This window comes from Microvirga sp. RSM25 (assembly GCF_044784385.1).
GTDB classification, from domain to species: domain Bacteria; phylum Pseudomonadota; class Alphaproteobacteria; order Rhizobiales; family Beijerinckiaceae; genus Microvirga; species Microvirga tunisiensis.
In genome coordinates, this window is the sequence record NZ_CP173039.1 from 4,393,859 (window position 1) to 4,419,301 (window position 25,443).

18 protein-coding genes and 2 pseudogenes are annotated in these 25,443 nt (G+C 65.5%); 12 read left to right on the forward strand and 8 right to left on the reverse strand.

Annotation, left to right across the window (positions count from 1 at the left end; all coding sequences use genetic code 11):
* Nucleotides 1-37: 37 nt before the first annotated feature.
* The 5 genes and pseudogenes from acs to ACD578_RS20870 form a co-directional block, all read left to right on the forward strand.
* Nucleotides 38-1,996 (forward strand): acetate--CoA ligase, encoded by a 1,959-nt coding sequence (acs, locus tag ACD578_RS20850; RefSeq protein WP_404288134.1) that lies wholly within the window; start codon nucleotides 38-40, stop codon nucleotides 1,994-1,996.
* A gap of 216 nt (nucleotides 1,997-2,212) precedes the next feature.
* Entirely contained in the window at nucleotides 2,213-2,476 is a 264-nt protein-coding gene (locus ACD578_RS20855) for a DUF6356 family protein (RefSeq protein ID WP_404288136.1), read from the forward strand.
* Between the two features lie 83 nt (nucleotides 2,477-2,559).
* On the forward strand, nucleotides 2,560-3,066 hold the full coding sequence (locus ACD578_RS20860) for a L,D-transpeptidase (RefSeq protein WP_404288138.1): 507 nt from the start codon (nucleotides 2,560-2,562) through the stop codon (nucleotides 3,064-3,066).
* 523 nt (nucleotides 3,067-3,589) lie between these two features.
* Entirely contained in the window at nucleotides 3,590-5,032 is a 1,443-nt protein-coding gene (locus ACD578_RS20865) for a DUF1254 domain-containing protein (protein WP_404288140.1), read from the forward strand.
* A gap of 130 nt (nucleotides 5,033-5,162) precedes the next feature.
* Nucleotides 5,163-5,306: pseudogene (locus ACD578_RS20870) on the forward strand (IS5/IS1182 family transposase); the annotation flags it as partial.
* Here the strand turns inward: ACD578_RS20870 and ACD578_RS20875 are convergent.
* The 4 genes from ACD578_RS20875 to ACD578_RS20890 form a co-directional block, all read right to left on the reverse strand.
* Nucleotides 5,303-6,616 carry a class I SAM-dependent methyltransferase gene (locus ACD578_RS20875; RefSeq protein ID WP_404288142.1) on the reverse strand — a complete coding sequence of 438 codons (1,314 nt, stop codon included), beginning with the start codon at nucleotides 6,614-6,616 and terminating at the stop codon, nucleotides 5,303-5,305. The pseudogene ACD578_RS20870 and the gene ACD578_RS20875 sit on opposite strands and share 4 nt — an antisense overlap.
* Before the next feature lie 82 nt (nucleotides 6,617-6,698).
* Nucleotides 6,699-7,577: a sigma-70 family RNA polymerase sigma factor gene (locus ACD578_RS20880; RefSeq protein ID WP_404288144.1), complete on the reverse strand. Its 879-nt coding sequence runs from the start codon at nucleotides 7,575-7,577 to the stop codon at nucleotides 6,699-6,701.
* On the reverse strand, nucleotides 7,564-8,025 hold the full coding sequence (locus ACD578_RS20885) for a carboxymuconolactone decarboxylase family protein (protein ID WP_404288146.1): 462 nt from the start codon (nucleotides 8,023-8,025) through the stop codon (nucleotides 7,564-7,566). Before ACD578_RS20885 ends, ACD578_RS20880 begins: the two co-directional genes overlap by 14 nt.
* An 82-nt stretch (nucleotides 8,026-8,107) precedes the next feature.
* Nucleotides 8,108-8,338 carry a DUF1674 domain-containing protein gene (locus ACD578_RS20890; RefSeq protein WP_404288148.1) on the reverse strand — a complete coding sequence of 77 codons (231 nt, stop codon included), beginning with the start codon at nucleotides 8,336-8,338 and terminating at the stop codon, nucleotides 8,108-8,110.
* Between the two features lie 143 nt (nucleotides 8,339-8,481).
* On the opposite strand from ACD578_RS20890, the gene htpX reads away from it, so the two are divergent.
* From htpX to ACD578_RS20910, 4 genes are all read left to right on the forward strand, one after another.
* Nucleotides 8,482-10,710 (forward strand): zinc metalloprotease HtpX, encoded by a 2,229-nt coding sequence (gene htpX, locus ACD578_RS20895; protein WP_404293973.1) that lies wholly within the window; start codon nucleotides 8,482-8,484, stop codon nucleotides 10,708-10,710.
* A gap of 95 nt (nucleotides 10,711-10,805) precedes the next feature.
* A complete protein-coding gene (locus ACD578_RS20900) occupies nucleotides 10,806-12,572 on the forward strand; it encodes a heparinase II/III family protein (RefSeq protein ID WP_404288150.1) in 1,767 nt (588 codons plus the stop codon).
* Between the two features lie 92 nt (nucleotides 12,573-12,664).
* Nucleotides 12,665-14,257 carry a bifunctional phosphoribosylaminoimidazolecarboxamide formyltransferase/IMP cyclohydrolase gene (purH, locus tag ACD578_RS20905; protein WP_404288152.1) on the forward strand — a complete coding sequence of 531 codons (1,593 nt, stop codon included), beginning with the start codon at nucleotides 12,665-12,667 and terminating at the stop codon, nucleotides 14,255-14,257.
* A 43-nt stretch (nucleotides 14,258-14,300) separates the two neighbouring features.
* On the forward strand, nucleotides 14,301-14,621 hold the full coding sequence (locus ACD578_RS20910) for a heavy metal-binding domain-containing protein (RefSeq protein ID WP_009493654.1): 321 nt from the start codon (nucleotides 14,301-14,303) through the stop codon (nucleotides 14,619-14,621).
* 150 nt (nucleotides 14,622-14,771) lie between these two features.
* Here the strand turns inward: ACD578_RS20910 and ACD578_RS20915 are convergent, their stop codons facing one another.
* The 3 genes and pseudogenes from ACD578_RS20915 to ACD578_RS20925 all read right to left on the reverse strand — a co-directional run bounded on the left by ACD578_RS20915 (nucleotide 14,772) and on the right by ACD578_RS20925 (nucleotide 21,675).
* A complete protein-coding gene (locus ACD578_RS20915) occupies nucleotides 14,772-16,151 on the reverse strand; it encodes an MFS transporter (RefSeq protein WP_404288155.1) in 1,380 nt (459 codons plus the stop codon).
* Nucleotides 16,152-16,394: 243 nt separating this feature from the next.
* Nucleotides 16,395-21,216, reverse strand: a pseudogene (locus tag ACD578_RS20920) (NAD-glutamate dehydrogenase).
* 117 nt (nucleotides 21,217-21,333) lie between these two features.
* A complete protein-coding gene (locus ACD578_RS20925) occupies nucleotides 21,334-21,675 on the reverse strand; it encodes a winged helix-turn-helix transcriptional regulator (protein WP_404288157.1) in 342 nt (113 codons plus the stop codon).
* 95 nt (nucleotides 21,676-21,770) lie between these two features.
* Between ACD578_RS20925 and ACD578_RS20930 the strand changes: the two genes are divergently transcribed.
* The 3 genes from ACD578_RS20930 to ACD578_RS20940 all read left to right on the forward strand — a co-directional run bounded on the left by ACD578_RS20930 (nucleotide 21,771) and on the right by ACD578_RS20940 (nucleotide 24,846).
* A complete protein-coding gene (locus ACD578_RS20930) occupies nucleotides 21,771-22,787 on the forward strand; it encodes a zinc-binding alcohol dehydrogenase family protein (RefSeq protein ID WP_404288159.1) in 1,017 nt (338 codons plus the stop codon).
* Nucleotides 22,788-23,281: 494 nt separating this feature from the next.
* Nucleotides 23,282-23,662 carry a DUF2794 domain-containing protein gene (locus ACD578_RS20935; RefSeq protein ID WP_152717686.1) on the forward strand — a complete coding sequence of 127 codons (381 nt, stop codon included), beginning with the start codon at nucleotides 23,282-23,284 and terminating at the stop codon, nucleotides 23,660-23,662.
* A 188-nt stretch (nucleotides 23,663-23,850) separates the two neighbouring features.
* Entirely contained in the window at nucleotides 23,851-24,846 is a 996-nt protein-coding gene (locus ACD578_RS20940) for an SDR family oxidoreductase (RefSeq protein WP_404288161.1), read from the forward strand.
* Here ACD578_RS20940 and ACD578_RS20945 read toward each other — a convergent pair whose 3' ends face one another.
* Nucleotides 24,847-25,380, reverse strand: coding sequence for a GNAT family N-acetyltransferase (locus ACD578_RS20945; RefSeq protein WP_404288163.1), 534 nt, complete (start codon nucleotides 25,378-25,380; stop codon nucleotides 24,847-24,849).
* Between the last annotated feature and the right edge of the window lie 63 nt (nucleotides 25,381-25,443).

A 25,443-nucleotide genomic window follows, 5' to 3' on the forward strand; every position in this document is an offset into this window, starting at 1 on the left:
ACCTAAATCCATCAGGCAAGCGTCTGGGAGAAGCGCCATGGAAGAGAAGATCTACGACGTGCCGGCCGAGTGGACGCATCGCGCCTATCTGGACGATGCGGGCTACCGGGCGAAGTACGAGGCTTCGATCAGGAACCCGGAGGCCTTCTGGGCCGAGGAGGCCAAGCGCATCCATTGGTTCAAGCCCCCGACCCGGATCAAGAACACCAATTTCGGCCCCGACAACGTGGCGATCCGCTGGTTCGAGGACGGCGTCACCAACGTGGCCTATAACTGCGTCGACCGGCATCTCCACACCCGCGGCGATCAGGTGGCGATCATCTGGGAGGGCGACGACCCGTCGGAATCGAAACAGATCACCTACCGCGAGCTGCACGCGGAGGTCTGCCGCATGGCCAACATCATGCGCAACCGCGGCGTCGAGAAAGGCGACCGGGTCACGATCTACATGCCGATGATCCCGGAAGCCGCCTATGCCATGCTGGCCTGCGCGCGGCTCGGCGCGATCCACTCCGTGGTGTTCGGCGGCTTCTCGCCCGATTCGCTCGCCAGCCGCATCCAGGACGCCAAAACCGCCTTCGTCATCACGGCCGACGAGGGCCTGCGCGGCGGCCGGAAAGTTCCGCTGAAGGTGAACGTGGACGCCGCCATCGAGCGCGTCGGACCCGGCGTGGTCGATCACGTGCTGGTGGTGCGCCGCACGGGCTCCGACGTCAACATGGTGCCCGGCCGCGACGTGTATTACCACGAGGCGGCGGAGCTCGTCTCCGACGATTGCCCCGTTGAGGAGATGAACGCGGAGGACCCGCTGTTCATCCTCTACACGTCAGGATCGACCGGAACGCCGAAGGGCGTGCTGCACACCACCGGGGGCTATCTCGTCTACGCGGCGATGACGCATCAAGTCGTGTTCGATTACCACGACGGCGACGTCTATTGGTGCACCGCCGACGTGGGCTGGGTGACGGGCCATTCCTACATCCTCTACGGGCCGCTGGCGAACGGCGCCACGACGCTGATGTTCGAGGGCGTGCCGACCTATCCGACGATCTCCCGCTTCTGGGAGGTGATCGACAAGCACCAGGTCAACATCTTCTACACCGCGCCGACCGCCATCCGCTCCCTGATGCAGGCCGGCGAGGAGCCGGTGAAGAAGACCTCGCGCAAATCCCTGCGCCTCCTCGGCTCGGTCGGCGAGCCGATCAATCCGGAAGCCTGGGAATGGTACCATCGCGTGGTCGGCGACGACCGCTGCCCGATCGTCGACACTTGGTGGCAGACCGAGACCGGCGGCATCCTGATCACGCCGCTTCCCGGCGCCACCCGGCTGAAGCCCGGCTCGGCCACCCATCCGTTCTTTGGCGTGAAGCCGCAGATCGTGGACGCGGACGGCAAGGTGCTGGAGGGCGCCGCCGAGGGCAACCTCGTGATCGCCGATTCCTGGCCGGGCCAGATGCGCACGGTCTACGGCGACCACGAGCGCTTCGTGCAGACCTACTTCTCGACCTATCCGGGCAAGTATTTCACCGGCGACGGCTGCCGGCGCGATGCGGACGGCTATTACTGGATCACCGGACGCGTCGACGACGTGATCAACGTGTCCGGCCACCGCATGGGCACGGCGGAGGTGGAATCCGCGCTCGTCGCCCATCCGAAGGTCTCGGAGGCCGCCGTGGTGGGCTACCCGCACGACATCAAGGGCCAGGGCATCTACGCCTATGTCACCCTGATGGCCGGCGAGGAGCCGTCCGAGGAGCTGCGCAAGGAGCTCGTCGCCTGGGTGCGCAAGGAGATCGGCCCCATCGCGTCTCCCGACCTGATCCAGTTCTCGCCCGGCCTGCCCAAGACCCGTTCCGGCAAGATCATGCGCCGGATCCTGCGCAAGATCGCCGAGGACGAGTTCGGCTCGCTCGGCGACACCTCGACGCTGGCCGACCCCACCGTGGTCGACGACCTGATCACCAACCGCCAGAACAAGCGCACCCAGGCGGCGTGAGCGTTGACTTGAACGCCATGCCATGGCCGGGTGCTGTCCCGGCCATGGTTCGATCGGCGGACGATCCCAGGTCTGAATGGTGATCTAAGGTCTGGATGGTATGAACGCGCGGACGATCGTGACGTGACAGGGCGCACAACTTGGCTGGAGGAACGCTGTTGAGCTCCTCTTGATCCAAGCGTAGGATTTGGACTCGTTATTCCGGGAGCACGGTCCATGGCCTTGAAGCAGTTTTTCACAGAGCATCCGGAGTCGGTCGGCGAGAGCTATCTGGAGCATATGAACGTTGCTCTGAGCTTCGCTGTCCCTCTGCTCGCTGCTGGTCTTGCGGCCCTGATCCACGCCTTCCTGCCCTTCCTCTTCCTCACGACCGCCAGCCGCACGGTGAAGCAGCTGCATGCCCGGATGGTGAACCGCCATCCGCACGCGGTTTCGCGTGACACCCACGACCGGATGCTGGCCTGGGACCCGGTGATCTGAACCTGCTCCAGCAGAACAGGCTGGAACCGTAGCCGTTCCTTTCGCGTCTCACCCTCACCTGTTTCCGCAGGAGGGTTCGAGACATGAGCATCCGCGCCGCATTCACACTTGCCGCAATCATCGGCATCGCCGCCACGAGTACTGGCGCGTCCGCCCGGGAGGTCGTGCCCTTCGAGGCGCGCGTCTCGCCCGGCACCGTCGTCATCAGGACGGCTGAGCGGCGGCTCTATTACGTGCGCGGCGACGGAACCGCCCTGCGCTACCGCGTGGCCGTGGGCAAGCCCGGCAAGCAATGGTTCGGCGAGGCGCGGATCGACGGCAAATATGTCCGCCCCGCCTGGTCGCCGCCGGACGAGGTGAAGCGCGACAACCCCCGCCTGCCCGACGTGATCCCCGGCGGCGCCGCGAACAATCCCATGGGCGCGCGGGCGCTCACCCTCGATCTCGACGAATACGCCATCCACGGCACCAACCGCCCGAGTTCCATCGGCACCTATGCGTCCTACGGCTGCATCCGCATGCTCAACGAGGACATCGTCGATCTCTACGAGCAGGTGAGTGTCGGCACGCGGGTGGTGGTGGTGCCGTGACAGGCCATCCTGGCCGGGACGAGCCCGAGGCCGACGGAGAAGGGCGGCGACGGAATAAGGATCACTCGGCCCTGACCCCATAAATCGACCGGCCGGACAGCTTGTCGGGTTCGCTATGCCCTGATAGCGAACCAAATTCCGCGTCGGGGCCAGCAGAAGCTGAGGGCTTGCCCGTCAACCACCATCAGCCGTTCTCGCATCGACGTCCATCACCACCTCATTGCTGGTCTTCGAAGTCATCCCCCGGCCGCCATCCCCACTCGCACCCAAGGCGCGATCCCTAAACCGCAGGAAAAAGCGCAAAGTGGGTATCGACTTGCGAAATCGGTCTCACTTCGCGGCGTAATTGCCTTGCAAGATCAGGTGCATGGGAGTGATTCACTGACGACGATGTGCCAAAGGCGGATATCCAGGAAGGTCCGGATCGGCCGGGTTGTGCATTGTCAATCATCGCAGTGGTCGGTAGCCTTCCGCTGCCTACGCGTGCGCGTCCAGAAGCTGTGAACCGCAAGGAAGTGTTCAGATGCTGACGAAACGCGAGCTGCTTGACTCTGCTGCAATGGCCGTACTCGCCGCCACGATGGCGAAGTTCACCCCGGCCATGGCGCAGAACAACGCCGAATGGCCCAACCTCCTGGAGGCCAAGGACATCGCCGAGGAAGGCTTCGTCTACGGCCTGCCGCTCGTGATGTTTTATGCGGTCATGCAAGAGTTCGCCGTGGACAGGAACTCGGGGCAGTTCAAGGCACTGTTCAACGAAATCAACAACCAGCACCGCGTCGCCACCCCGGCGGACACGGCCGTCATCACGCCGAACAGCGACACCCCTTACTCGATCCTCTGGCTGGATTTGCGCGCCGAACCGATGGTCATCTCGGTGCCGACGATCGAAAAGGACCGCTACTACTCGGTCCAGTTGATCGACGGCAACACCTACAATTTCGGCTACATCGGCAGCCGCGCCACGGGCACCGAGGCGGGCGACTATCTGGTGGTCGGCCCCGATTGGAAAGGCGGAACGCCCACCGGGATCAGGCAGGTCTTCCAATCGACGACGCCGTTCCCCCTCGCGCTTATCCGCACCCAGCTCTTCAATCCCGACGATATGCCGAATGTCGAGACAATCCAGTCCGGGTACAAATCGCAGCCGCTCTCTGCCTTCCTCAAACAACCGGCCGCGCCCGCCGCGCCGAAGATCGAGTTCGTTCCTGCCACCACGGCCGGGATCAAGGAGAACTTCTTCGAGTATCTCGACGCGGCCCTGCAATACGTCCCTGAGACGCCAAGGGACAAGGCGATCCGCGCGAAACTCGCGAGGATCGGCATCGGTCCCGGCAAGACCTTCACGTTCAAGGATCTATCGCTCGAACACAAGGCCGCAATCCTGGTGGCCATGAAGCAGGGCGACGACAAGGTCGACACGTGGCTGGCCAGCGGCAACAAAGACATCAATGGCTGGAACGTCGGCGCATTCTTCGGCGACGAGGCCTTCTACAACGGCGACTGGGTGATGCGGGCAGGCGCCGCCAAGGGCGGGCTCCTGGGCAACGATGCCGTAGAAGCGATGTATCCCTATACCCGAACGGACGCGACTGGTGAGCCGCTCGACGGCAGCAAGCACAAGTACACCATCACCTTCCCGCCTGGCCAGTTGCCGCCGGTGAATGCGTTCTGGTCGGTGACGATGTACGACGGCAAGAGTCAGTTCCTGGTCAAGAACCCGATCAATCGCTACCTCATTAACTCTCCGATGGTGTCGGCGATGAAAAAGGACGCGGATGGCTCGCTGACGCTGTACATCCAGAAGGACAGCCCCGGCGCGGACATGGAAGCGAATTGGCTTCCGGCGCCGGATGACACAATCTATCTCGTGATGCGCCTCTATTGGCCGAAGCCTGCGCCACCGTCGATCCTGCCGGCTGGCGAAGGGACATGGCGGCCACCCGGTGTGAACCGGGTTTCATAGAAGGGGCAGATAGCGCCTTGCCGCCCACCCGATGTTGCTCGCGGGTCGCGGCTACGATGCCGATTGGATCAGGGAGCTTGCTGCCCGCAAGGACCCGATCTGCTTCAGCCCCAACCTCGATCACGCATGCAACCTGATCGAACGGTTCTTCAACAAGATCAAGCAATGGCGGCGTGTCGCGACCCGGTACGACAAGCTCGCAGCCGACTATCTGGCGCTCGTCAAAGTCGCATCGATCCGGATCTTGCTACGCGCGAACGAGTCCACGCCTTAGTCGTACCGATACAGATCCGCCCGGCTCGACGGCACCCCAGAGGGCCCGCGGGTGCGCTTGGAGGCGAGCGTCTGGTTTACGCCGATGACGCCGCGCTCGAAGCCGAGGGAGACGCCTGACAGGTAGAGCAGCCAGGCGCGGGTCTTCTCAGCGCCGACCTCGGCTTCCGCTTCCTGCCGGCGGGCATTCAGGTTCTCCCACCAGAGACGGGTCGTGCGCTGATAGTGCTCGCGCCAGGCCTCGACATCATGCACCTCGAAGCCGAAGCGTTCGAGATTGGCCACCGACATGCCGAGGTGATCGAGCTCCGCGCCCGGAAAGATGTAGCGCATGACGGCCTTGGCCTCGGGCCTCAACCGGCCAAAGGCCTTGTCCGAGCGTTTCGCGCGCCGGGCGATGGTGTGATGAAGATAGAGCCCGCGCGGTTTCAGCAGGCGGTGGACGGTCTGGAAATAGACCGGGTGATTGGCGATCCCCACATGCTCGAACATGCCGATGGACGAGATCTTGTCGAACTCGCCTTCCATTTGCGTGAAGTCCTTGAGGATGACGTCGACCCTGTCCTGCAGGCCGAGCCGCGCGATCTTCTCCCGCGCCAGCGCCGCCTGCTCCTCGGCCAGCGTCACGCCGGTGGCCTTGACGCCGTAATGCTGCGCGGCGTGGCAGATGAGGGCGCCCCAGCCGCAGCCGATGTCGAGCAGGCGTTCGCCGGGTCTGAGCCGCAGCTTGCGGCAGATCATGTCGAGCTTGTCCCGCTGCGCGCGGGCGAGATCGTCATGCCAGTCCGGCTGAAAGTAAGCGCAGGTATAGACCATCTCCGGATCGAGAAAGAGCCGGTAGAAGGCGTTCGACACGTCGTAGTGGTAGGCGATGTTGGCCTTGTTGGTGGAAGGCTTGCCGTCGCGCGTTCCGGTATCTTCGGCCGGCCGGACGAGGGGACGCGGCATGTCGGCCGGCGCGCGCAGGAAATGGTAGGCGACTTTCAGCGCTTTCAGCTTGTTCAAGGTCCTCAGGCGCCTGCCGGCCTTCTGCGGGCGCTGGGAGGCGAGGTCGAAGATGGTGCCGTTCTTGAGATCGAGCAGCCCCGCCACATAGGCGTTGAGCGCCGTATCCAGGTTCGGGCGGCGCAGGAGGGAGGCGATCACGCTCTCGCGTCGGATGACGAGCCGCATGGCATAGGACGGCAGATCCGCCGGGATCGTCGAGCCGTCCCACAATTCGAAGCCGAACTGGAGGTCGAGCGCCCGGTGCGCATCGCCCAAAAGATCCCGGAACATCTCCAGTCGTGCCGTCTCGCCCGCCCCAGCCATGAGCTCTCCCTTTTGGGGCAAGGTAGCGGGAGGGCGGCGAGGGAACAACAGTCGCTTTCGCACGCCGGCATTCCCTCAACGTTTAACTCGCCAGACCGGACAGATGCCCTAGCTTCTCGGGATTGCGGACGACGTAGACCCCGACGATGCGGCCATCCTCGATATCGAGGGACGTGGTCTGCACCATGCCGTCCTTTTCGAGGGTGACGAAACCGGGCAATCCGTTGATCAGCCCCCTGTAGAGAACCGGAGGCAATTGGCCTTCGTCCTTGCGCGCCACGCCCATGAAGAGGCCCGCCACCCTGCGGAAGCCGAAGAGCGGGTTGAGGGCGGCGTTCCGGATGCCGCCGCCATCCGTGTAGGAGACGACGTCCTCCGCCAGGAGATTGCGCAGCGCCGTCAGGTCGCCGCTGCGCGAGGCGGTGAAGAACGCGTCGGTCATCCGCTCGCCTTCCTGGCGGTCGATGGGGTAGCGGGGGCGCTCGGCGCGCACGTTCTTTCTGGCGCGCGCCGCGAGCTGGCGGCAGGCGGCGGGATCCCGGTCGAGAGTCGCGGCGACCTCGTCGAAGCCGAGCCCGAACACGTCGTGCAGGAGGAAGGCCGCGCGTTCCAGCGGCGAGAGCCGCTCCAGCGCCATCATCAGGGTCAGCGACAGATCCTCGCTCAAATCGTCCTCCCCGGCCGTTTCCAGAACCGGCTCGGGCAGCCAGGGACCGATATAGGTCTCGCGCCTGACCCGCGCCGATTTGAGGATGTCGAGGCACAGGCGGGTCACCGTCTTGGACAGGAAGGCGCCCGGTTCGCGGATGGCGGACCGGTCCGTCTGGTGCCAGCGGAGATAGGCCTCCTGCACCACGTCCTCGGCCTCGGCGATGGAGCCGAGCATCCGGTAGGCCAGGCGGACCAGCCCCGGCCTGAGGGGCTGGAACCGGTCCGCGGCATCACCGTCAGGCGGCAGCACGGCTTGCCTCGACCGGATGGATGGACCGGAAGCCGATGGCCAGCCGGTTCCAGGCGTTGATCGCGCCGATCATCAGGGTCAGGTTGACCTGCTCGACGGGGGTGAAGTGCCGGCTCAGCTCGGCATATTCCTCATCGGGAGCGTGAGTCTCGGCGACCAGCGTCAGGGCCTCGGTCCAGGCGAGCGCTGCGCGTTCGCGGTCGCTGTAGAGCGGAGATTCCCGCCAGGCGCTCAGAAGATACAGCCTCTCCTCGCTCTCGCCATTGGCGCGCGCGTCCTTGGTGTGCATGTGGATGCAATAGGCGCAGCCGTTGATCTGCGAGGCGCGGGTCTTCACCAGCTCGAGCAGGTTGTGCTCCAGACCGCTGTTCTTGAGGGTCTTTTCCAGCTCCACCATCGGCTTCAGGGAGCCGGGGGCGACTTCGAAGGGAATCAACCGGGCTTTCATCGTCTTGGTCCTCATGTGTCGTGTTGCTGACGATGGTAAGACGAGACGGGAAAGCCCAATGTGACATGAGGCTGAAGATTTTTTAGAAATCGCTCGCCAGGCCCTTCACTTCCCAATCCTCGTAGCGAACGGGCTCGAGGCCGCCGCGGCCCTGGAACTCCTTCTGCTGGGCGAGTTCGGCCGCGCGGGCATCGATCTCGAGCCGGCGCTGGGCGGCTTCCGCGAGAGCCCTCTGGGCGGCGGGGGACAGGGGCTTGCCGGGGGCTGCGCCCTCGATGGGGCGATCCGGAGGGGTGTTGTCGTTCGTACTCATGAGGTGCCTTATGCCAGAGTCCCGCTCCTCTTGGGAGGGAGCTGGACCATTCCCACATAGGGTTCAACGGATGGATTTTCGTTGACCACGAGGTGGAGACCCCGATGAACACCGTCAAGACCGGAATGCTGCTCGCGGGCCTGATGGCCCTGTTCGGCGTCGTTGGTTATTTCCTGGGCGGCGGCACCGGCATGATGATCGCATTGGGATTCGGCCTCGCGACGAACCTCTTCGCCTATTGGAACTCGGACCGGCTGGCGCTCGCCGCCCATCATGCCGTCGAGGTGGACGAACACACGGCGCCCGAGCTGGTCCATATGGTGCGCGATCTCGCAGGGCGTGCCGGCCTCCCCATGCCGCGGGTCTATCTCATCGACAACCCGCAGCCCAATGCGTTTGCCACCGGGCGCAACCCGGAGAACGCGGCGGTCGCCGCCACCACCGGCCTCCTGCACATGCTGTCCCATGACGAGGTGGCGGGCGTGATGGCGCACGAGCTCGCCCACATCAAGAATCGCGACACCCTGATCATGACGGTGAGCGCGACCATTGCCGGCGCCATCGCGACGCTGGCGCAGTTCGGCTTCCTCTTCGGCGGCCGGGGCGAGAACCGGCCGAACCCGATCGTGATGATCGGCACGGCGCTGCTGGCGCCCCTGGCCGCCATGATCATCCAGATGGCGATCAGCCGCTCGCGGGAATACGACGCCGACCGGATGGGCGCGCAGATCTCCGGCCAGCCGCTGGCGCTCGCCTCGGCGCTCGACCGCATCGCGGGCGGCGTCGCGCATATTCCCAACCCCGATGCGGAACGCCGTCCCGCGACCGCCTCGCTCTTCATCATCAACCCGCTCTCGGGCCAGGGCGTGGACAACCTGTTCTCGACCCATCCCGCGACGGAAAACCGGATTGCGGCCCTGCACGCTTTGGCGCAGGAGATGGGCGCGTCGGCGAAGCCACCCGGCTTCGTCGCACAGAATTCATCGAGTCCGTGGGGTTCCCCGGGGGCTCAATCGGAGGCTCGACCGGCACTCGCCGCGGGCCCTGGGGATAAAATTTTGAATCAATCGGACGAACAGGCAGGCCTCGGGCCCCGCCGCCTTGCCTGGATGGCGGTGGCGGAGACCATGAAGCGGCGGGTGCCGCTCGACGACGTAATGGAGGAGCTGGCGCGGGCGGAAAATCTGTCCGCCCGCGACGAGGCGCTCGCCCGCGCCATCGCCATCGTGACCTTCCGGCGGCTCGGAACCCTCGGACGGGCGCTGAACGAGCGGCTCAACAAGCCACCGAAGGACGAGCGCCTGATGCATCTGCTCGCCACCGGCGCGGCGCAGATCCTGTTTCTCGACGTGCCCGACCACGCCGTCGTCGACAGCGCGGTGCAACTCGCCCAGAACGATCCCAAGCTCCATCACGCCGGCGGCTTCATCAACGCCGTCCTGCGCCGCATCGCCCGCGAGCGCGAGGCCATTCTCGCCGAGGCCGATCCCTGGCTCGACACGCCGACCTGGCTGGAGGAGCGCTGGATCGCCCAATACGGCGAGCCGCTCGCCACCAAGATCGCCGAAGCGCACCGGTCGCTCGCCTCCGTCGACCTGACGGTGAAGAGCGCCCCGGAAGCCTGGGCCGAGCGTCTCGGTGGCGTTCTCCTGCCCACCGGCAGCATCCGTCTGAAAGAGCGCACCGCCATCCGCGAGCTGCCCGGTTTCGAGGAAGGCGAATGGTGGGTGCAGGATGCCGCCGCCGCCCTGCCCGCCCGCCTCCTGCAGGCACAGCCCGGCGAGCGCATCGCGGATCTCTGCGCCGCGCCCGGGGGCAAGACGGCACAACTCGCGGCGGCCGGTGCCGAAGTGCTCGCCGTCGACCGCTCGGCGAAGCGCCTGCAGCGGCTCGAAGAGAATCTCGCCCGCCTCCACCTGAAGGCCGAGACCCGCGCCATCGATGCGGAAAAGCTCGATGTAAGCCCCTTCGACGCCATCCTGCTCGATGCCCCCTGCTCGGCCACCGGCACCATCCGGCGCCATCCCGACGTGGCCTGGACCAAGAGCGAGGAGGACATCCGCAAGCTCTCCGGGTTGCAGGCCCGCCTGCTCGACAAGGCCGCGGGCCTGCTGAAAGCCGGCGGACGGCTGGTCTACTGCACCTGCTCGCTGGAAGCCGAGGAAGGCGAACGGCAGGCGGAGAGTTTTCTTGCCCGCCATCCCGAATTCGCCCGCAAGCCCATCACATCCGACGAGATCGGCGGCTTTGCCGAGTGCATCACGCCGCAGGGCGATATTCGCACCCTGCCGAGTCACTTGGCGCTTTCGGAACATGACCGCAGCGGCCTCGACGGATTCTTTGTCGCACGGTTTGTGCACAAGGGTTCGTGATCATAGTGAATCCTCCCTTACCTGTTGTTAACCGGTCAGCAGGAACTCCTCACCTAAGTTGGCTGGGATTCAAGCGAACAAGGGGAGCGCCACGGGTGGATTTCGGGCCGGATCGCTGGCGTTTGTACAGGCTTGCCGCTCGCGAGGCAGGCCGCGCCATGCGCGAAAGCGCGGTCTGGAGCCTGTCCAGGCTCTCGAGCGCGCCGGCGCCGACGCGGCTGCTCTTCGCGCCCCAGGATCTGCGCACGGCCGATCCCACCATCGCCACCGACATCTATTCCGGCTTCTTCGCCTTTTCGGGCCGCGCCATCACCACCGGCGGGCGCTCGCCCTTCGCGTTCACGCCGCCGAGCCGCGCCTGGGGCGAGGCGCTCTACGGCTTTGGCTGGCTGCGGCATCTGCGGGCGGCCGGCACGGCGCTCGCCCAGGCCAATGCTCGCTCCCTGGTGGACGAGTTCGTCACCTCGAAGCTCGGCGACAAGCGCATCGCCTGCAGCCCGGAGATCACGGCGCGCCGGCTCATGTCCCTCATCAGCCAGTCGCCATTGATCCTGGAAGGTGCGGACCACGCCTTCTACCAGCGTTTCCTGCGAATCATCGGCCAGCATGTGCGCAAGCTCGAGCGCCAGGTCAGCTCCGGCGCCCTGCCCTTCCAGCAGCTGATGGCCGCCATTGCGCTCTGCTATGCGGGCCTGTGCTGCGAGGGCCTCGACCGCAATTTGCGGCGCGCGAGCCGCCTGCTCGCCCGCGAGCTCGAACGGCAGATCCTGGCCGATGGCGGGCATGCGAGCCGCAATCCGCGCATCGTCGTCGATCTCCTGTTCGATCTTCTGCCCCTGCGCCAGATGTTCGCCAGCCGCGAGGTCGACACGCCCGACGCCCTGCTGCACGCCATCGACCGGTTGCTGCCGATGGTGCGCCTGTTCCGGCACGGGGACGGCACCCTGTCGCATTTCAACGGTATGGGCGTGACCGCGGCCGATCATCTGGCGACGCTGCTCACCTATGACGACATGCGCAGCCAGCCGATCCACCACGCGCCCCATTCGGGCTACGAGCGGCTGGAGGCCGGGCGCACGCTGCTCGTGGCCGATGTAGGGGCTCCGCCGCCGCGGCCCCTGTCCCAGGATGCCGGCGCCGGCTGCCTGTCCTTCGAGTTCTCGAGCGCCGCGCAGCGCATCGTGGTCAATTGCGGCACGCCCTATATCGCGGGCAATGCGATCATCCAGGCCTCGCGCTCGACGGTGGCGCATTCCACCGCCTCCATCGACGACATCTCCTCCTGCCAGATCGTCGACAAGAAGGGGAGCTGGCTGCAGCGCCGCATCTCCGCCTGGATCCTGCGCCGCGTCGGCCCCGTGGTCATCAGCGCCCCTGAGCACGTGACGGCGGAGCGCAGCGAACGCGAGCACGCGCAGCTGCTGAGCGCCAGCCACGACGGCTATAAAGCCCGCTTCGGGATCACCCACGAGCGGCGCTGGCAGCTTGCCCCCAAGGGCAATGTGCTGGAAGGCGAGGACAATTTCTGGATCGAGGGCAGCCAAAGTGGAAACTCCGGCGCGGCGCAGGCCATTATCCGCTTCCATCTGGCGCCCGGCATCAAGGCGAGCCGCGCGCAAGGCGGCCGCGTGGTGATGCTGGTGCTGCCCAATCGGGAGGCCTGGCAGTTCTCGGCCGCCCCGGTCGAGGCGGAGCTCGAGGACAGCGTGTTTCTCGCCACCGCCGAGGGCATGCGGCGCACGGAGCAGATCGTTCTGACGATCCGCCCGGGCGAGACCCAGACCGTGCGCTGGCGCTTCGAGCGCCTCGCCCGCACGTTCAGCTCCGAGCAGGCTGCGGAGCCCGGGCCAGAGCTGCTCTGAACAAGGTTCCAAATGGCGGCGACGCGGTTCCCATCCTCGGCCTACCGTGGTATCGCGCCCGCATCTTCCAACCCTTGAAGGGAGCGGCCGCCATGCCGAGCGACCTGAAGCGCGTGTCCCGCGCTCTGCTTTCCGTATCCGACAAGACGGGTCTCGTGGACTTCGCCCGCGCGCTCTCCGAGCGCGGCATCGAGCTGGTGTCCACCGGCGGCACGCACAAGGCCCTGAGCGAGGCGGGGCTGCCCGTGAAGGACGTGAGCGAGCTCACGGGCTTTCCGGAGATGATGGACGGGCGCGTGAAGACGCTGCATCCGTCCGTCCACGGCGGCCTGCTCGGCATCCGGGAGAACCCCGAGCATCAGGCGGCGATGCTCGCCCATGGTATTCAGCCCATCGACCTCCTGGTGGTGAACCTCTATCCGTTCGAGGCGACGGTGGCCGCCGGCAAGCCCTACGACGATTGCATCGAGAACATCGATATCGGCGGCCCCGCCATGATCCGCGCGGCGGCCAAGAACCACGGCGACGTGGCCGTGGTGGTGGACGGCGGCGATTATGCGGCCGTTCTCGACGATCTTTCCGCTTACGACGGTTCGGTCACGCTGACCCTGCGCCGTCGCCTGGCCCAGAAGGCCTATGCCCGCACGGCCGCCTACGATGCGGCGATCTCCAACTGGTTCGCCGCCGAGCTCGGCGAAGAGACGCCACCCTTCCGCGCGCTCGGCGGCGCTATCGCGGAGGTCATGCGCTACGGCGAGAACCCGCACCAGAGCGCCGCCTTCTACCGCACGCCGGAGAACCGCCCGGGTGTCGCCACCGCGCGCCAGGTGCAGGGCAAGCAGCTCTCCTACAACAACATCAACGACACCGATGCGGCCTACGAGGCCGTGGCGGAGTTCGTCCCGGAGCGCTCCGCCGCCATCGTGATCGTCAAGCATGCCAATCCCTGCGGCGTCGCGGAAGGCACCACCTTACGCGAAGCCTATCAGAAGGCGCTGCGCTGCGATCCGGTCTCGGCCTTCGGCGGTATCGTGGCCATGAACCGGCCGCTCGACGCGGAGGCCGCCAAGGCCATCACCGAGATCTTCACGGAGGTGATCATCGCGCCCGATGCGACCGAGGAAGCCATCGCCATCGTGGCGGCCAAGAAGAACCTGCGCCTGCTGCTCGCGGGCGGCTTGCCCGATCCGCGCCAGGAGGGCCTGACCCTGCGCACGGTCGCGGGCGGCTTCCTGGCGCAGAACCGGGACAATGCTGTGGTCGATGCCATGGACCTGAAGGTGGTGACGAAGCGCGCGCCCACCGACCGGGAGCTGGAGGACCTGCGCTTCGCCTTCCGCGTCGCCAAGCACGTGAAGTCGAACGCCATCGTGTATGCCAGGGACCTCGCAACCGTGGGCATCGGCGCCGGCCAGATGAGCCGCGTCGATTCCTCCCGCATCGCCGCCTGGAAAGCCGCCGAGGCCGCGAAGGCCGCGAACCTGCCCGAGACCCTTGCCAAGGGCTCGGTGGTGGCCTCCGATGCCTTCTTCCCCTTCGCGGACGGCCTGCTCGCCGCGGCGGAGGCCGGCGCCACCGCCGTGATCCAGCCCGGCGGCTCCATGCGCGACGACGAGGTCATCAAGGCGGCCGACGAAGCCGGCCTCGCCATGGTGTTCACGGGCCACCGCCACTTCCGCCACTGACGCGGCATCCCCACATCAGGGTCTCCACCTCATGGAGACCCTGATGATCATCACCACCACGCCGAGTATCGAAGGCCGCCGCATCGCCTCCTATCGCGGCATCGTTTCGGGCGAGGCGATTCTCGGCGCCAACGTGTTCCGCGATTTCTTCGCCTCCATCCGCGACGTGGTCGGCGGGCGCGCGGGTTCCTACGAGCGCGTTCTGCGCGACGGACGCGACACCGCCCTGCAGGAGATGATCGAGGAGGCCCAGCGCCTCGGCGCCCACGCGATCGTCGGCGTTCACCTCGATTACGGTGCGCTCGGCAAGAACGAGGGCATGATGATGGTGTCGGTCAGCGGCACGGCGGTGACGCTGGAGTGATTCCCGCCGTGTCATCCCCGCGAAGGCGGGGATCCATGACCGCTGACGCCCCAAGAAGTGGCGCTGCGGTAATGCCTCCGCCTTTCCGTGAATGTCGTGTTTATGGATCCCGGGCTCCGCTGCGCGGCCCCGGGATGACGGTGGGGCGTTTCACACCCGCCTCACACCACTCAACAGCCAGAATCCAACGAGCAGGAACAGGATCAGCACCGCCGGTCCTGCCGCCTGCGTCTGAAAGATTGCCGTCGCAACGGCGACCGCGAGCGGCGCCAGGAAGGACGTGACTTTTCCTGAGAGCGCCAGCAGGCCGAAATAGCGCCCGGCCTCGTGCGCCGGAACCAGCCGCGCGAGCAGGCTGCGCGAGGAGGCCTGCAGCGGTCCCGCCACGGAGCCGATGACGAGGCCGAGCAGCACGAACAGCTTTTCGGGCGCGGAGGCGTAGAGGCCATCGTCGGGAGCGGACGGGGCTGTCGGAATCACGAAAAGAATATGATCGCGCCCGAGCGAGAGAACGCCGACGCAGACGAGTGCGAGAATGGCGATCGATCCGAGGATCACCGGCTTTGCCCCGATGCGATCGTCGAGCCGTCCGCCGATCAATGCGCCGAGCGTGCCGGTGACGGTGAGCAGGATGCCGAAGATGCCGAGCTCGATGGCCTGCCAGCCGAACACGCCCGCCCCGTAGATGCCGCCGAAGGCGAACAACGCCACCAACGCATCCTGATAGACCATGTTGGCGAGGAGAAAGCGGCCGATGCTCTCGTGCCGCCGCGCATCGGCGATGGTGCTCCTCACCTGCTCGAGCCCCTTTCGCGCGGCCTCCTTCAGGCCCATCCCCGAGCGCGGGACATCGGGGGTGAAGAGGAAGAGCGGCAGCACGAAGACGAGGAACCACAGGGCCGAGAACGGTCCTGTGATGCGGTCGCCCTCGCGCGTTGCCGGGTCGAGGCCGAAAAGCGGGTTCAGGCCGAAGACCGTCTTCATCGTCACCGGATCGGCGGCGAGAAAGCCGAGCACGATCACAAGCGACACCAGACCGCCCAGATATCCCATCGCCCAGCCAGTGCCCGAGAGGCGGCCGAAACGTTCCGGCGGCACGAGGTGCGGGATCATGGCGTTATTGAACACCGCCGCGACTTCCACCGCTACCGTGCCGAAGGCGAAGCCCACAAGGGCAACCGCGATGGCATGGGGCTGTCCCGGCGCCGCGTACCATAGCGCGAAGGAGGCGATGAACAGCACGAGACCGCACGCTGCGATCCAGGGCTTTTTCGGCCCGGTCGCGTCGGCGATGGAGCCGAGCACCGGCGACAGGATGGCGAGCACGAGCCCCGCGGCCGCCGTCGCATAGCCCCACAGGCTCTGTCCGCTCACGGGATCGGGCGCGAGGGCGGAGGCGAAATAGGGCGCGAAGACGAAGGTTGTGACCAGGGTGAAGAAGGGCTGGCAGGCCCAGTCGAACAGGAGCCAGCCCAGAATGGCCGGGCGCGAGGCTTTGCGCGAGGGAGCGAGGGGATTGATGTCTCTCACCGGGCTTTGCTTTCCACGCTGTTGCTGAATTGTCGTCAACGCTCGCCTTCTCTCGTCATCATCGGCCTTGTGCCGGTGATCCCGCTTGGAAAGCGTGGCGCTTCACAGGATCGGGATGGCCGGGACTGATCCCCGGATCAAGTCCGGGGACGGCCACGACGGAAAGGTCTTACTCAGCTTTGCACGCGGCCCCTTCCCCCGCATTCAACGCCACTTCACAAGGGAAGAGGAGAATTTGCGGGCTCAGCTCATGCGCGCGAGATCGCCGAGCAGGCTCGCCGCGACGGTGATCTTCGACAGCGTGAGGCCCGACGACACGATGCCGTCGACCGCGCTTCTGATGCGGTTGACGTCGGCGCCACGCTTCTCGCCCCAGGCCCGCACGGCCTCGATGCCGGACAGATCCTGGGACGACACTTCCGCCGTCAGACCGCGATGCGCATAGGCGATGCTGTCGACGGCACGATCGAGCGCCAGCCGGTCGAAATAGTCGCTGACGTTGATCTGCTGTGCCGCACTGATGAGGGCGCCGAGCCGGAACGAGGCCTCGAGCGCGAAATGGGTGCGGGCGATGTCGCTGACCGGCTTGCCGGTCTTCTGCGCCGTCTGCACGATGTCGGGAGCCGCCACGAGATCGGGCAGCGACGCGATGCGGCGTGCCAGATCCTCCGGCGTGCCCTCATCCGCCAATGCCTTGGCGCGTGCATCCCAGGCAGCCTGCGCCTCCGGCGACAGCGTCTCGGTGAGGCTGCGCTCCACCTCGGCGATTCCGGCCCGGTAGGTCCCGATGATCTCGTCGAGGGAGTGGTTGACGAAATCCACGTTGCGGATGAACCAGACGATCCGGTTCATTAGGAGATCCTGCAGCTCGCCATAAAGATGCAGCTGCATCTTGCCCGGAACAACGCCGTCGAGAGCATCGATGGCGACATTCATCTCGGTGAGGCCGAACGAGTCGCGGGTGGCCGCATAGGCTGCCGCGATGGTGGGCGCATCCGCACCGGTCTGGTCGACGAGGCGGGCCACCATGGTCGGCCCGCCCCGGTTGATGATCGCGTTGGCGAGCTGCGTCGCGATGATCTCGCGGCGCAGGCGATGGGTTGCGATCGCATCCGGGAAGCGCTCGCGCATCTCAGCCGGGAAATAGCGTTCCAGCTCCTTGCCGAGATACGGATCGTCGGGCACCGGGCTTTCCAGCAGCTCGTCGTGCAGGGAGAGTTTGGCATAGGCCAGAAGCACCGCGATTTCCGGCCGCGTCAGAGCCTCGCCGCGACGTCCGCGCTCGGCCAGCGTGCTGTCGTCCGGCAGATACTCCACGGCGCGATTGAGGCGTCCCTGCGCTTCCAGCATGTGCATGAGCCGGCGGGCGAAGCCGAGATCGGCGACGCCGAGTTGCTCGGAGAGCGAGATGGCCAGGGTCTGCAGGTAGTTGTTGCGCAACACGAGGGCGGCGACATCATCGGTCATATCTGCCAGAAGTTCGTTGCGCTGCTCCTGTGTCAGGCGTCCGTCGCGCTCCGGTGTGGTCAGCGCGATCTTGATGTTCACCTCCACGTCGGAGGTGTTGACGCCCGCCGAATTGTCGATGGCATCCGTGTTGAGGTGAACGCCGCTCTGCGCCGCCTCGATGCGCCCGCGTTGGGTCACACCCAGATTGGCGCCCTCGCCGATCACCTTGGCGCGCACCTCCGGACCGGTGATGCGGATGGCATCGTTGGCGCGATCGCCCACCTGCTCGTCCGTCTCGGCGGATGAGCGGATATAGGTGCCGATGCCGCCGAACCAGAGCAGATCGACACGGGCTTTCAGGATCGCGTTCATCACTTCGGCAGGCGTTGCGTGCGGCTTGTCGATGTCGAGAAGCGCGCGCATTTCGTCCGAGAGCGGAATCGATTTCGCATTGCGCGGGAACACGCCGCCGCCGCTTGAGATCAGCCCCTTATCGTAGTCCTGCCAGCTGGAACGGGGCAGATTGAAGAGCCGTTCGCGTTCCTTGAAGGAGCTTTCAGGATCCGGTTTCGGATCGATGAAGATGTCGCGGTGGTCGAAGGCGGCCACGAGCTTCAACGCCCGCGACAGCAGCATGCCGTTGCCGAACACGTCACCCGACATGTCGCCGACGCCCGCCACCGCCACCGGCGTGGTCTGGATGTCGATGTCCATCTCGCGGAAGTGGCGCTTCACCGCCTCCCAGCCGCCGCGGGCGGTGATGCCCATCTTCTTGTGGTCGTAGCCCTGGCTGCCGCCGGACGCGAAGGCATCGCCGAGCCAATGACCCTTCTCGATGGAGAGCGCATTGGCGATGTCGGAGAAGGTGGCCGTTCCCTTGTCGGCGGCGACCACGAGATAAGGATCGTTGCCGTCGTGGCGCACGGTGTCCGCCGGCGGGACCACGCTGTCGCCGACGATGTTGTCGGTGAGCTGCAGCAGCGTGCGCACGAAGATGCGGTAGCTCTCGGTGCCCTCCGCCAGCCAGGCCTGCCGGTCGCTCGCCGGCGGCAGGTGCTTGGGCACGAAGCCGCCCTTGGCGCCTACCGGCACGATGACCGCGTTCTTGACCTGCTGCGCCTTGACCAATCCGAGGACTTCCGTCCGGAAATCCTGCGGACGGTCGGACCAGCGCAGGCCGCCGCGCGCCACCTTGCCGAAGCGCAGATGCACGCCTTCGACGCGGGGTGAATAGACGAAGATCTCGTAGAGAGGCTTCGGCAGCGGCAGCCCTTCCAGCTTCGCGCATTCGAATTTGAACGCGATGGTCTGGCGCGGCAGGCCGTTGTCTTCGAGCTGGAAGAAGTTGGCGCGGATGGCGGCTTCGATCAGGTTGACGAAGCGGCGAAGAATCCGGTCGTCATCGAGGCTCGTGACCTCTTTGAGCTGCTCCTCGATCCGCTCGCGGATCGCAGCCTCCGTAGCAGCACGTCCCTCGTCCTTGCGCGGGTCGAAACGCGCATAGAAGAGCTTGACGAGATCGGCCGCGATCGCGCCGTGACGGGCGAGCGTTTCGGCCAGATAATCCTGCGCGTAAGTGACCTGGATCTGGCGGAGGTAACGGCCGAGCGCCCGCACCATGGCGACATCGCGCCAGCCGAGACCGGCTTCGAGCACGAGGCGGTTGAAGCCGTCGGATTCCGCGAGGCCCCGGAAGAGCGCGAGCAGTGCCGCCTCGATCAGAGCCTGGATCTCGTCGATCTTGATCGTACCGCCGGAAGCGCGCTCCAGGGTCATGTCATGGAGCCATACCCGGTCCGTCGCGCTGAAGGCGACCCGGTAGGTCCGCTCATTGACGACGCGGAAGCCGAGATTTTCCAGAAGCGGCACGCGCTCCGACAGCGGCAGCGCCACATTGAGCGAGAACACCTTCAGGTTCACCCGGGTCTCGTCGTCGCCTTCGCGGCGATAGAGATCGACGGCGCGGGGACGTGCCTCCGAGAGCTGCTCCAGAAGAGCGATATCGGCAATGGCCTGGTCGGCCCCGAAGGCCTCGCGGTAGGCCGCGCTGAAGGCTTCGGCATAGCGGGATGCCAGCGCGCGCGCGCGCGCCGCCGACGCTGCCATCGAGCGCGTCGCGCAACGCATCGCTCCAGGTGCGGACGATGGCGGCAATTCCCTTCTCGAGGGTCTCGCGCGGCACATCCGGGGTCTCGCCCTCGTCGCGGCCGATGATGTAATGGGTGCGCGCGAGCGGGCCTTCCGGATAATCGGGATAGGATGCGGAGACGCGGCCCTCATAGATGCCGGCCAGGAATTGGCCGATGCGCTGGCGTGCCTGGGTGTCGTAACGGTCCTTGGGCACGAAGACGAGCACCGAGACGAAACGGTCGAATTCGTCGGTGCGGGCGAGCGCCCTCACCCGCGGACGCTCCGACAGGTTCATGATCTCGATGGCGAAGTGGTAGAGCGTGTCCTCGTCGATCTGGAACAGCTCGTCGCGTGGATAACTTTCGAGTACGTTGAGAAGCGCGCGGCCGGCATAACTCGCCGGATCGAAGCCCGCACGGGCGAGGACCTTCGCCACCTTGAGGCGCAGATAGGGCACTTCGCCGGTGGTGTTGGTGTAGGCGCTTGCCGTGAACAGGCCGACGATGCGCAACTCGCCCCGCAGATGCCCGCTGTCGTCGAACAGCTTGACGCCGACATAGTCGAGATGGGCACGGCGGTGGACGCGGGATTTCACGTTCGCCTTGGTGATGATGAGCGCCTGAGGACGCGCCAGGAAGGCGCGGATTTCCGGCGTCATCCCGACCAGTTCGCGGCCGCGGCGCAGCACGCGCACGGAGGGATCGCGCAACAGGCCGAGACCCGAGCCCTCGACGGGATCGGCAGCAGTGTCGCCGGAGGGCAGACGGTATTCGCGCACGCCCAAGAACGTGAAGTTGTCCCGCGACATCCAGTCGAGGAAGGCGACGGCCTCCTTCACCTCGTCCTCCGGCAGCGGCGGGGGATTGAGGCGGTAATTGTGGACGATCTCGGCGATCTGGGCACGCATGCCCGGCCAGTCGTGCACCGCAACGGAGACGTCCCTGTGAACGAGGCGCATGGTCTCGATCAGGCTGGTCCGGGTCTCGGGATCGTCAAGGCGGGGCAGGTGGATATGGATGAAGCTTTCGCGCTTCACGCCGAGTCGCAGGGCGGCGGTGGCCTCGCCGACAAGGCGCACGAGAGCGCCGTTCGAACCCCGCTCCACCGCCAGGATGGGGTGGGCGACGAGCAACGGCTCATAACCCTGGTCCACGACCTCGGCGAGGGTCGAATCGAGCAGGAAGGGCATGTTGTCGTTGACGATCTCGAGCACCGTCACGTCCTGGCGCCGGCCGTCGCGCTCGATCTCGAAATCGAAGAGGCGGATATCCGCGCCGTCGGCGGTACGGGAAGCCTTGAGATGCTCGAAGGCTTCCGCAGCGAGATCCGCCAGCGTCTGCGGCGAATAGGGCGCCAGATCCTCGGGCGGGACACGCCCGTACAGATCGCGCACGAAGGTTGGCGGAATGGCCTTATGACCTTTTTCCAGCACGGCGACGGCTTCCGCCGTCAATTCGCTTCCGCTGGTCGGTGTATCCAGCTTCATGCGCGCATCCTCTTATGTATTTGGCTGCGGGAGCGTTGCCACAGTGCGGCAGGTTGCGCAACAAAAGCATAAGTTTCTAAACAAAGTTAGGTAAAGTTGCTGCATTGCACAGGCACTTTACGCTGCCTTGGCCTCCAAAGACGACAGATTTGCGTCGCCCCATTCCTTCATCGCCATCAGAACAGGCTCCAGAGAGCGGCCGCGGACCGAGAGCGTATATTCGACCCGGGGCGGCACCTGGGCATAAACGGTCCGGACGACGAGGCCGTCGGCCTCGAGCTCGCGCAGCTGGTGGGTGAGCATGCGCTGGGTGATGGACGGGATGAGTCGGCGCAATTCGTTGAAACGCAAGGTTCCGCGCAGGAGCTTGTAGAGAACGATGATCTTCCACTTGCCGTCGATTAGGCTCATCGTCCGCTCGACGGAGCATCCTTGAACCCTCGGCACTTTCTGCGGCATCACGGTATCCTTTTTGACACTATGGGCTGTTTTTGTGCGTTCTTGCGTGATCATACACTATGCCCAACTATGTCCCCGTCAACAGGAGACATGCCATGCGCGCCGTCGGTTACCAGCAATCCCTTCCCATCGATCAGGACGCCGCTCTGATCGATGTCGACCTGCCCCGTCCCGGGCCGGGCCCGCGCGACCTGCTCGTCGAGATCAAGGCGGTGTCCCTCAACCCGGTCGACACGAAGGTCCGCATGCGGGCTCAACCGGAGCCGGGCGGCGTGAAGGTCCTGGGCTTCGATGCGGCCGGAATCGTCCGTGGGGTGGGCAAGGACGTCTCGCTGTTCAGGGAAGGCGACGAGGTCTTCTATGCCGGCGCGATCACGCGACAGGGCACCAACGCGGAATTTCATGTGGTCGACGAGCGGCTGGTGGGCGCGAAGCCGAAATCCATCAGTTTCGAGGAAGCGGCCGCCCTTCCGCTGACCACGCTGACCGCCTGGGAAACCCTGTTCGACCGGCTGGAGATCAACCGTCCTGTGAAGGGCGCGGCCAACGCCATCCTGATCGTGGGCGGCGCCGGCGGTGTCGGCTCCATCGCGATCCAGCTCGCGCGCCAGCTCACTGATCTGACCGTGATCGCCACCGCCTCGCGGCCGGACACGCAGGCCTGGTGCCGGGAGCTCGGCGCCCATCATGTGATCGATCACAGCAAGTCTCTCGCGGCACAGGTGGAAGCGTTGGGAATCGGCGCGCCGGCCTTCATATTTTCGATCACTCATACGGAGACGCATTTCGTCGAGATCGCGAAAACCATTGCGCCGCAAGGCCGCTTCGCCCTGATCGACGATCCGACGGCGCCGCTCGACATCAGCCTGCTGAAGGGCAAGAGCGTCTCGATTCATTGGGAATCCATGTTCACGCGCTCCACGTTCCAGACCGCCGACATGGAGCGGCAGCACGAGATCCTGAACGAGGCTTCCCGCCTCGTTGATGCAGGCACGATCAAGACGACGCTGGCCGAAGTCATCGGGCCGATCGACGCCGCCCATCTCAAGCGTGCGCATGCCTTCATCGAAAGCGGCCGCGCGCGGGGCAAGATCGTGCTATCGGGATTTTAGATCGGTCGCACACGAACCTGATTGCGGTCCGCCTTTAAGAGAATGTTAACCGACAAAAAAAGAGGGCTTTGCGATCTGGACCATCGCAAAGCCCTTTGAATAAAGGAAAAGGCTGCCTTGGGAGGCAGCCCTGTGTCTCGAGGGTGGCCCGGCTCCTCAAGCAACTCAGAGGGCTGGGGGGCTGACGTGTCCAAGCCGTTCGATGAGCCGGGCCGTCGAGGCAACTTGAGCATTAACGGCATTCAGTTTGGCTCCATCGCGGCACGAATGAGGCAGGAATAAGATTTGCAAAAGAACCGGTGATTCATTGTGTCATGATGGGTTGATCCCTCAGCCGCCGAAGCCCATCATCAGGGCATGTTGACCAGAGCATCGGAGCCAGAAGTGGAGCCGCTTTCAGGATCGATCCAATGCTCATCTATTAACTTGCGCATCGTTCTTCGCGGAAAACCGGGTCCACGTTTCCGCACGGTGCGCCAGCCATGGGAGGCGTCATGAGCGAAGGTGACATCGCAGAGCCGCTGCGCGGCGGCTCGATGCAGGGCTCGGCCCACATCGTTCCTTTCCCCGCCGCGCCGAAACAGGTGTCCTTCGACCGTGCCGAGTTGCAGGCCATTCTCAATCTCTACGGCCGCATGGTGGCGGCCGGCGAATGGCGCGATTATGCGATCGACTTCATGCCCGAAAAGGCCGTCTTCTCCATCTTCCGGCGCACATCCGAGGTGCCCCTCTACCGGATCGAGAAGGACCCGAAGCTTGCCAAGAAGCAGGGTGCCTATTCGGTCATCGTCTCGACTGGCCTGATCCTCAAGCGCGGACATGAACTCGCTCGCGTGCTGCGCGTGCTCGACAAGCCGAAGGTTGTATCGAACTAGGGGTTGCACATCGGCCTGCCGTTTCCGAGCCAATGCCTCGATGAGCGGTCAAGCGGATTCGCTCGCATGGTGGCCGCCGCGCTGCCCGGAACACCCCAGTGCTCATCGCGTTGCACGAATGACGCCACTGAGGCTGGACCGGCTTCGACAACGACTCGGCCCAACCTCAGCAGCGACGAGGCACTTTCATGACGCGCGAGATAGCCGGCCTTTCCATCGTGATCACCGGCGCGTCGAGCGGCATCGGACGTGCCGCGGCGCTCGCATTCGCCAGGCGCGGTGCCCGCGTGGCGCTCGCGGCACGCCGGACGGAGTTGATCGAGGAAGTCGCCCGTGAGTGCCGGAATCTCGGCACACAGGCCATCGCGGTACCCACCGACGTGACCGACGCCGTAGCGGTCGATCATCTGGCCCAGGCGGCACGGCGCGCCTTCGGGACCATCGACGTCTGGATCAACAATGCCGGCACGGGTGTGTTCGGCCCTTATCAGGATGCGGATCTCGCTCTCCACCGCCGTACGATCGAGGTGAACCTGCTCGGGTCCATGCACGGCGCCTATGCGGCCCTGCCTGTCTTCCTCGGCCAAGGCCATGGCATCCTCATCAACAACATCTCGCTCAGAGGCTGGGCGCCAAGCCCCTTTGCCGCAGCCTACACGGCCTCCAAATTCGCGCTGCGGGGCTTCTCGGCAAGCCTGCGGCAGGAACTGAGTGACCGTCCCGATATCCATGTCTGCGGCGTGTTCCCCGCCATCATCGACACGCCCGGCTTCGAGCATGGGGCGAATGTCTCGGGTCGGCAGATCGATCTGGGACCGCTGATCTACGCTCCTGAGGACGTGGCCGAAACATTCGTTTCGCTCGTGCGCCGGCCGCGCGACGAGGTGGCTGTCGGGTGGCCGGCGCGCGCGGTGCAGATCGCCTATGCGCTGGCTCCTGGCCCGACGGAGCATCTGATGGGTGCCGCGATGCGTCGGGCGCTCAAACGCGCGGCGCCTGCACCACGGACGCAAGGGGCGCTGCTGCAACCCGTTCCGACAGGCCGGGGCGTGAGTGGTGGGTGGCGCGATCGGAAAGGCCTGCCCTTTTCGGCGCGCCGGACCAGCACCACTGTGGGCGTCATAGCACTGGCAGGCTTGGCCCTGCTCTTTGGGACGAGAGCCGCGGCGCGCGTGCGCCGCTGATCAGATCGGACGCGTCGGCGGTTCCTGCATGCCGCGTCCGAGAGGTCGCTGCATCAGCACGGTGGAAAGCCAACGCCCGTGCTTGTAGCCGATGCCCTTCAGGATGCCGACCGGCTCGAAGCCCATGCGCCGGTGCAGGCCGATGGACCCCTTCGATTCCTCATCGCCGATGACGGCCACCATGAGCCGGAAATCCCGTCTCTCGCATTCCTCGATCAGAGCAGCGAGCAGCAGGCGCCCGACGCCTTGCCCCTGGGCGGACGGCGCGACATAGATTGAGTCCTCCACCGTCGAACGATAGGCCGGGCGCGTTCTGTAGGCGCCCGCATAGGCATAGCCGAGGATCGCGCCGTCCTTTTCCGCCACGAGATAGGGATAGCCGCCCTCCAGAAGGGCGGCCCGGCGGCGCACCATCTCCAGCTTGTCGGGAGGCTCGAGCTCGAACGAGGCCGTGCCATGCGTCACCGCATGGGCATAGATGGCCGAGATGGCATCGAGATCGGATTCGGACGAAGGACGGACGAGAATGCTCATGGGATTTTTCTAACGCATTTTCAGAGCGAGAGGGAATAGTATTCCGGATTGGGAAGACTGTCT

Bases quoted from the DNA above. Each gene is read 5' to 3' on its own strand.
- acs (WP_404288134.1), top strand. From the start codon at position 38: ATGGAAGAGAAGATCTACGACGTGCCGGCCGAGTGGACGCATCGCGCC.
- ACD578_RS20855 (WP_404288136.1), top strand. From the start codon at position 2,213: ATGGCCTTGAAGCAGTTTTTCACAGAGCATCCGGAGTCGGTCGGCGAG.
- ACD578_RS20860 (WP_404288138.1), top strand. From the start codon at position 2,560: ATGAGCATCCGCGCCGCATTCACACTTGCCGCAATCATCGGCATCGCC.
- ACD578_RS20865 (WP_404288140.1), top strand. From the start codon at position 3,590: ATGCTGACGAAACGCGAGCTGCTTGACTCTGCTGCAATGGCCGTACTC.
- ACD578_RS20875 (WP_404288142.1), bottom strand. From the start codon at position 6,616: ATGGCTGGGGCGGGCGAGACGGCACGACTGGAGATGTTCCGGGATCTT.
- ACD578_RS20885 (WP_404288146.1), bottom strand. From the start codon at position 8,025: ATGAAAGCCCGGTTGATTCCCTTCGAAGTCGCCCCCGGCTCCCTGAAG.
- ACD578_RS20890 (WP_404288148.1), bottom strand. From the start codon at position 8,338: ATGAGTACGAACGACAACACCCCTCCGGATCGCCCCATCGAGGGCGCA.
- htpX (WP_404293973.1), top strand. From the start codon at position 8,482: ATGGCCCTGTTCGGCGTCGTTGGTTATTTCCTGGGCGGCGGCACCGGC.
- purH (WP_404288152.1), top strand. From the start codon at position 12,665: ATGCCGAGCGACCTGAAGCGCGTGTCCCGCGCTCTGCTTTCCGTATCC.
- ACD578_RS20910 (WP_009493654.1), top strand. From the start codon at position 14,301: ATGATCATCACCACCACGCCGAGTATCGAAGGCCGCCGCATCGCCTCC.
- ACD578_RS20925 (WP_404288157.1), bottom strand. From the start codon at position 21,675: ATGCCGCAGAAAGTGCCGAGGGTTCAAGGATGCTCCGTCGAGCGGACG.
- ACD578_RS20930 (WP_404288159.1), top strand. From the start codon at position 21,771: ATGCGCGCCGTCGGTTACCAGCAATCCCTTCCCATCGATCAGGACGCC.
- ACD578_RS20935 (WP_152717686.1), top strand. From the start codon at position 23,282: ATGAGCGAAGGTGACATCGCAGAGCCGCTGCGCGGCGGCTCGATGCAG.
- ACD578_RS20940 (WP_404288161.1), top strand. From the start codon at position 23,851: ATGACGCGCGAGATAGCCGGCCTTTCCATCGTGATCACCGGCGCGTCG.
- ACD578_RS20945 (WP_404288163.1), bottom strand. From the start codon at position 25,380: ATGAGCATTCTCGTCCGTCCTTCGTCCGAATCCGATCTCGATGCCATC.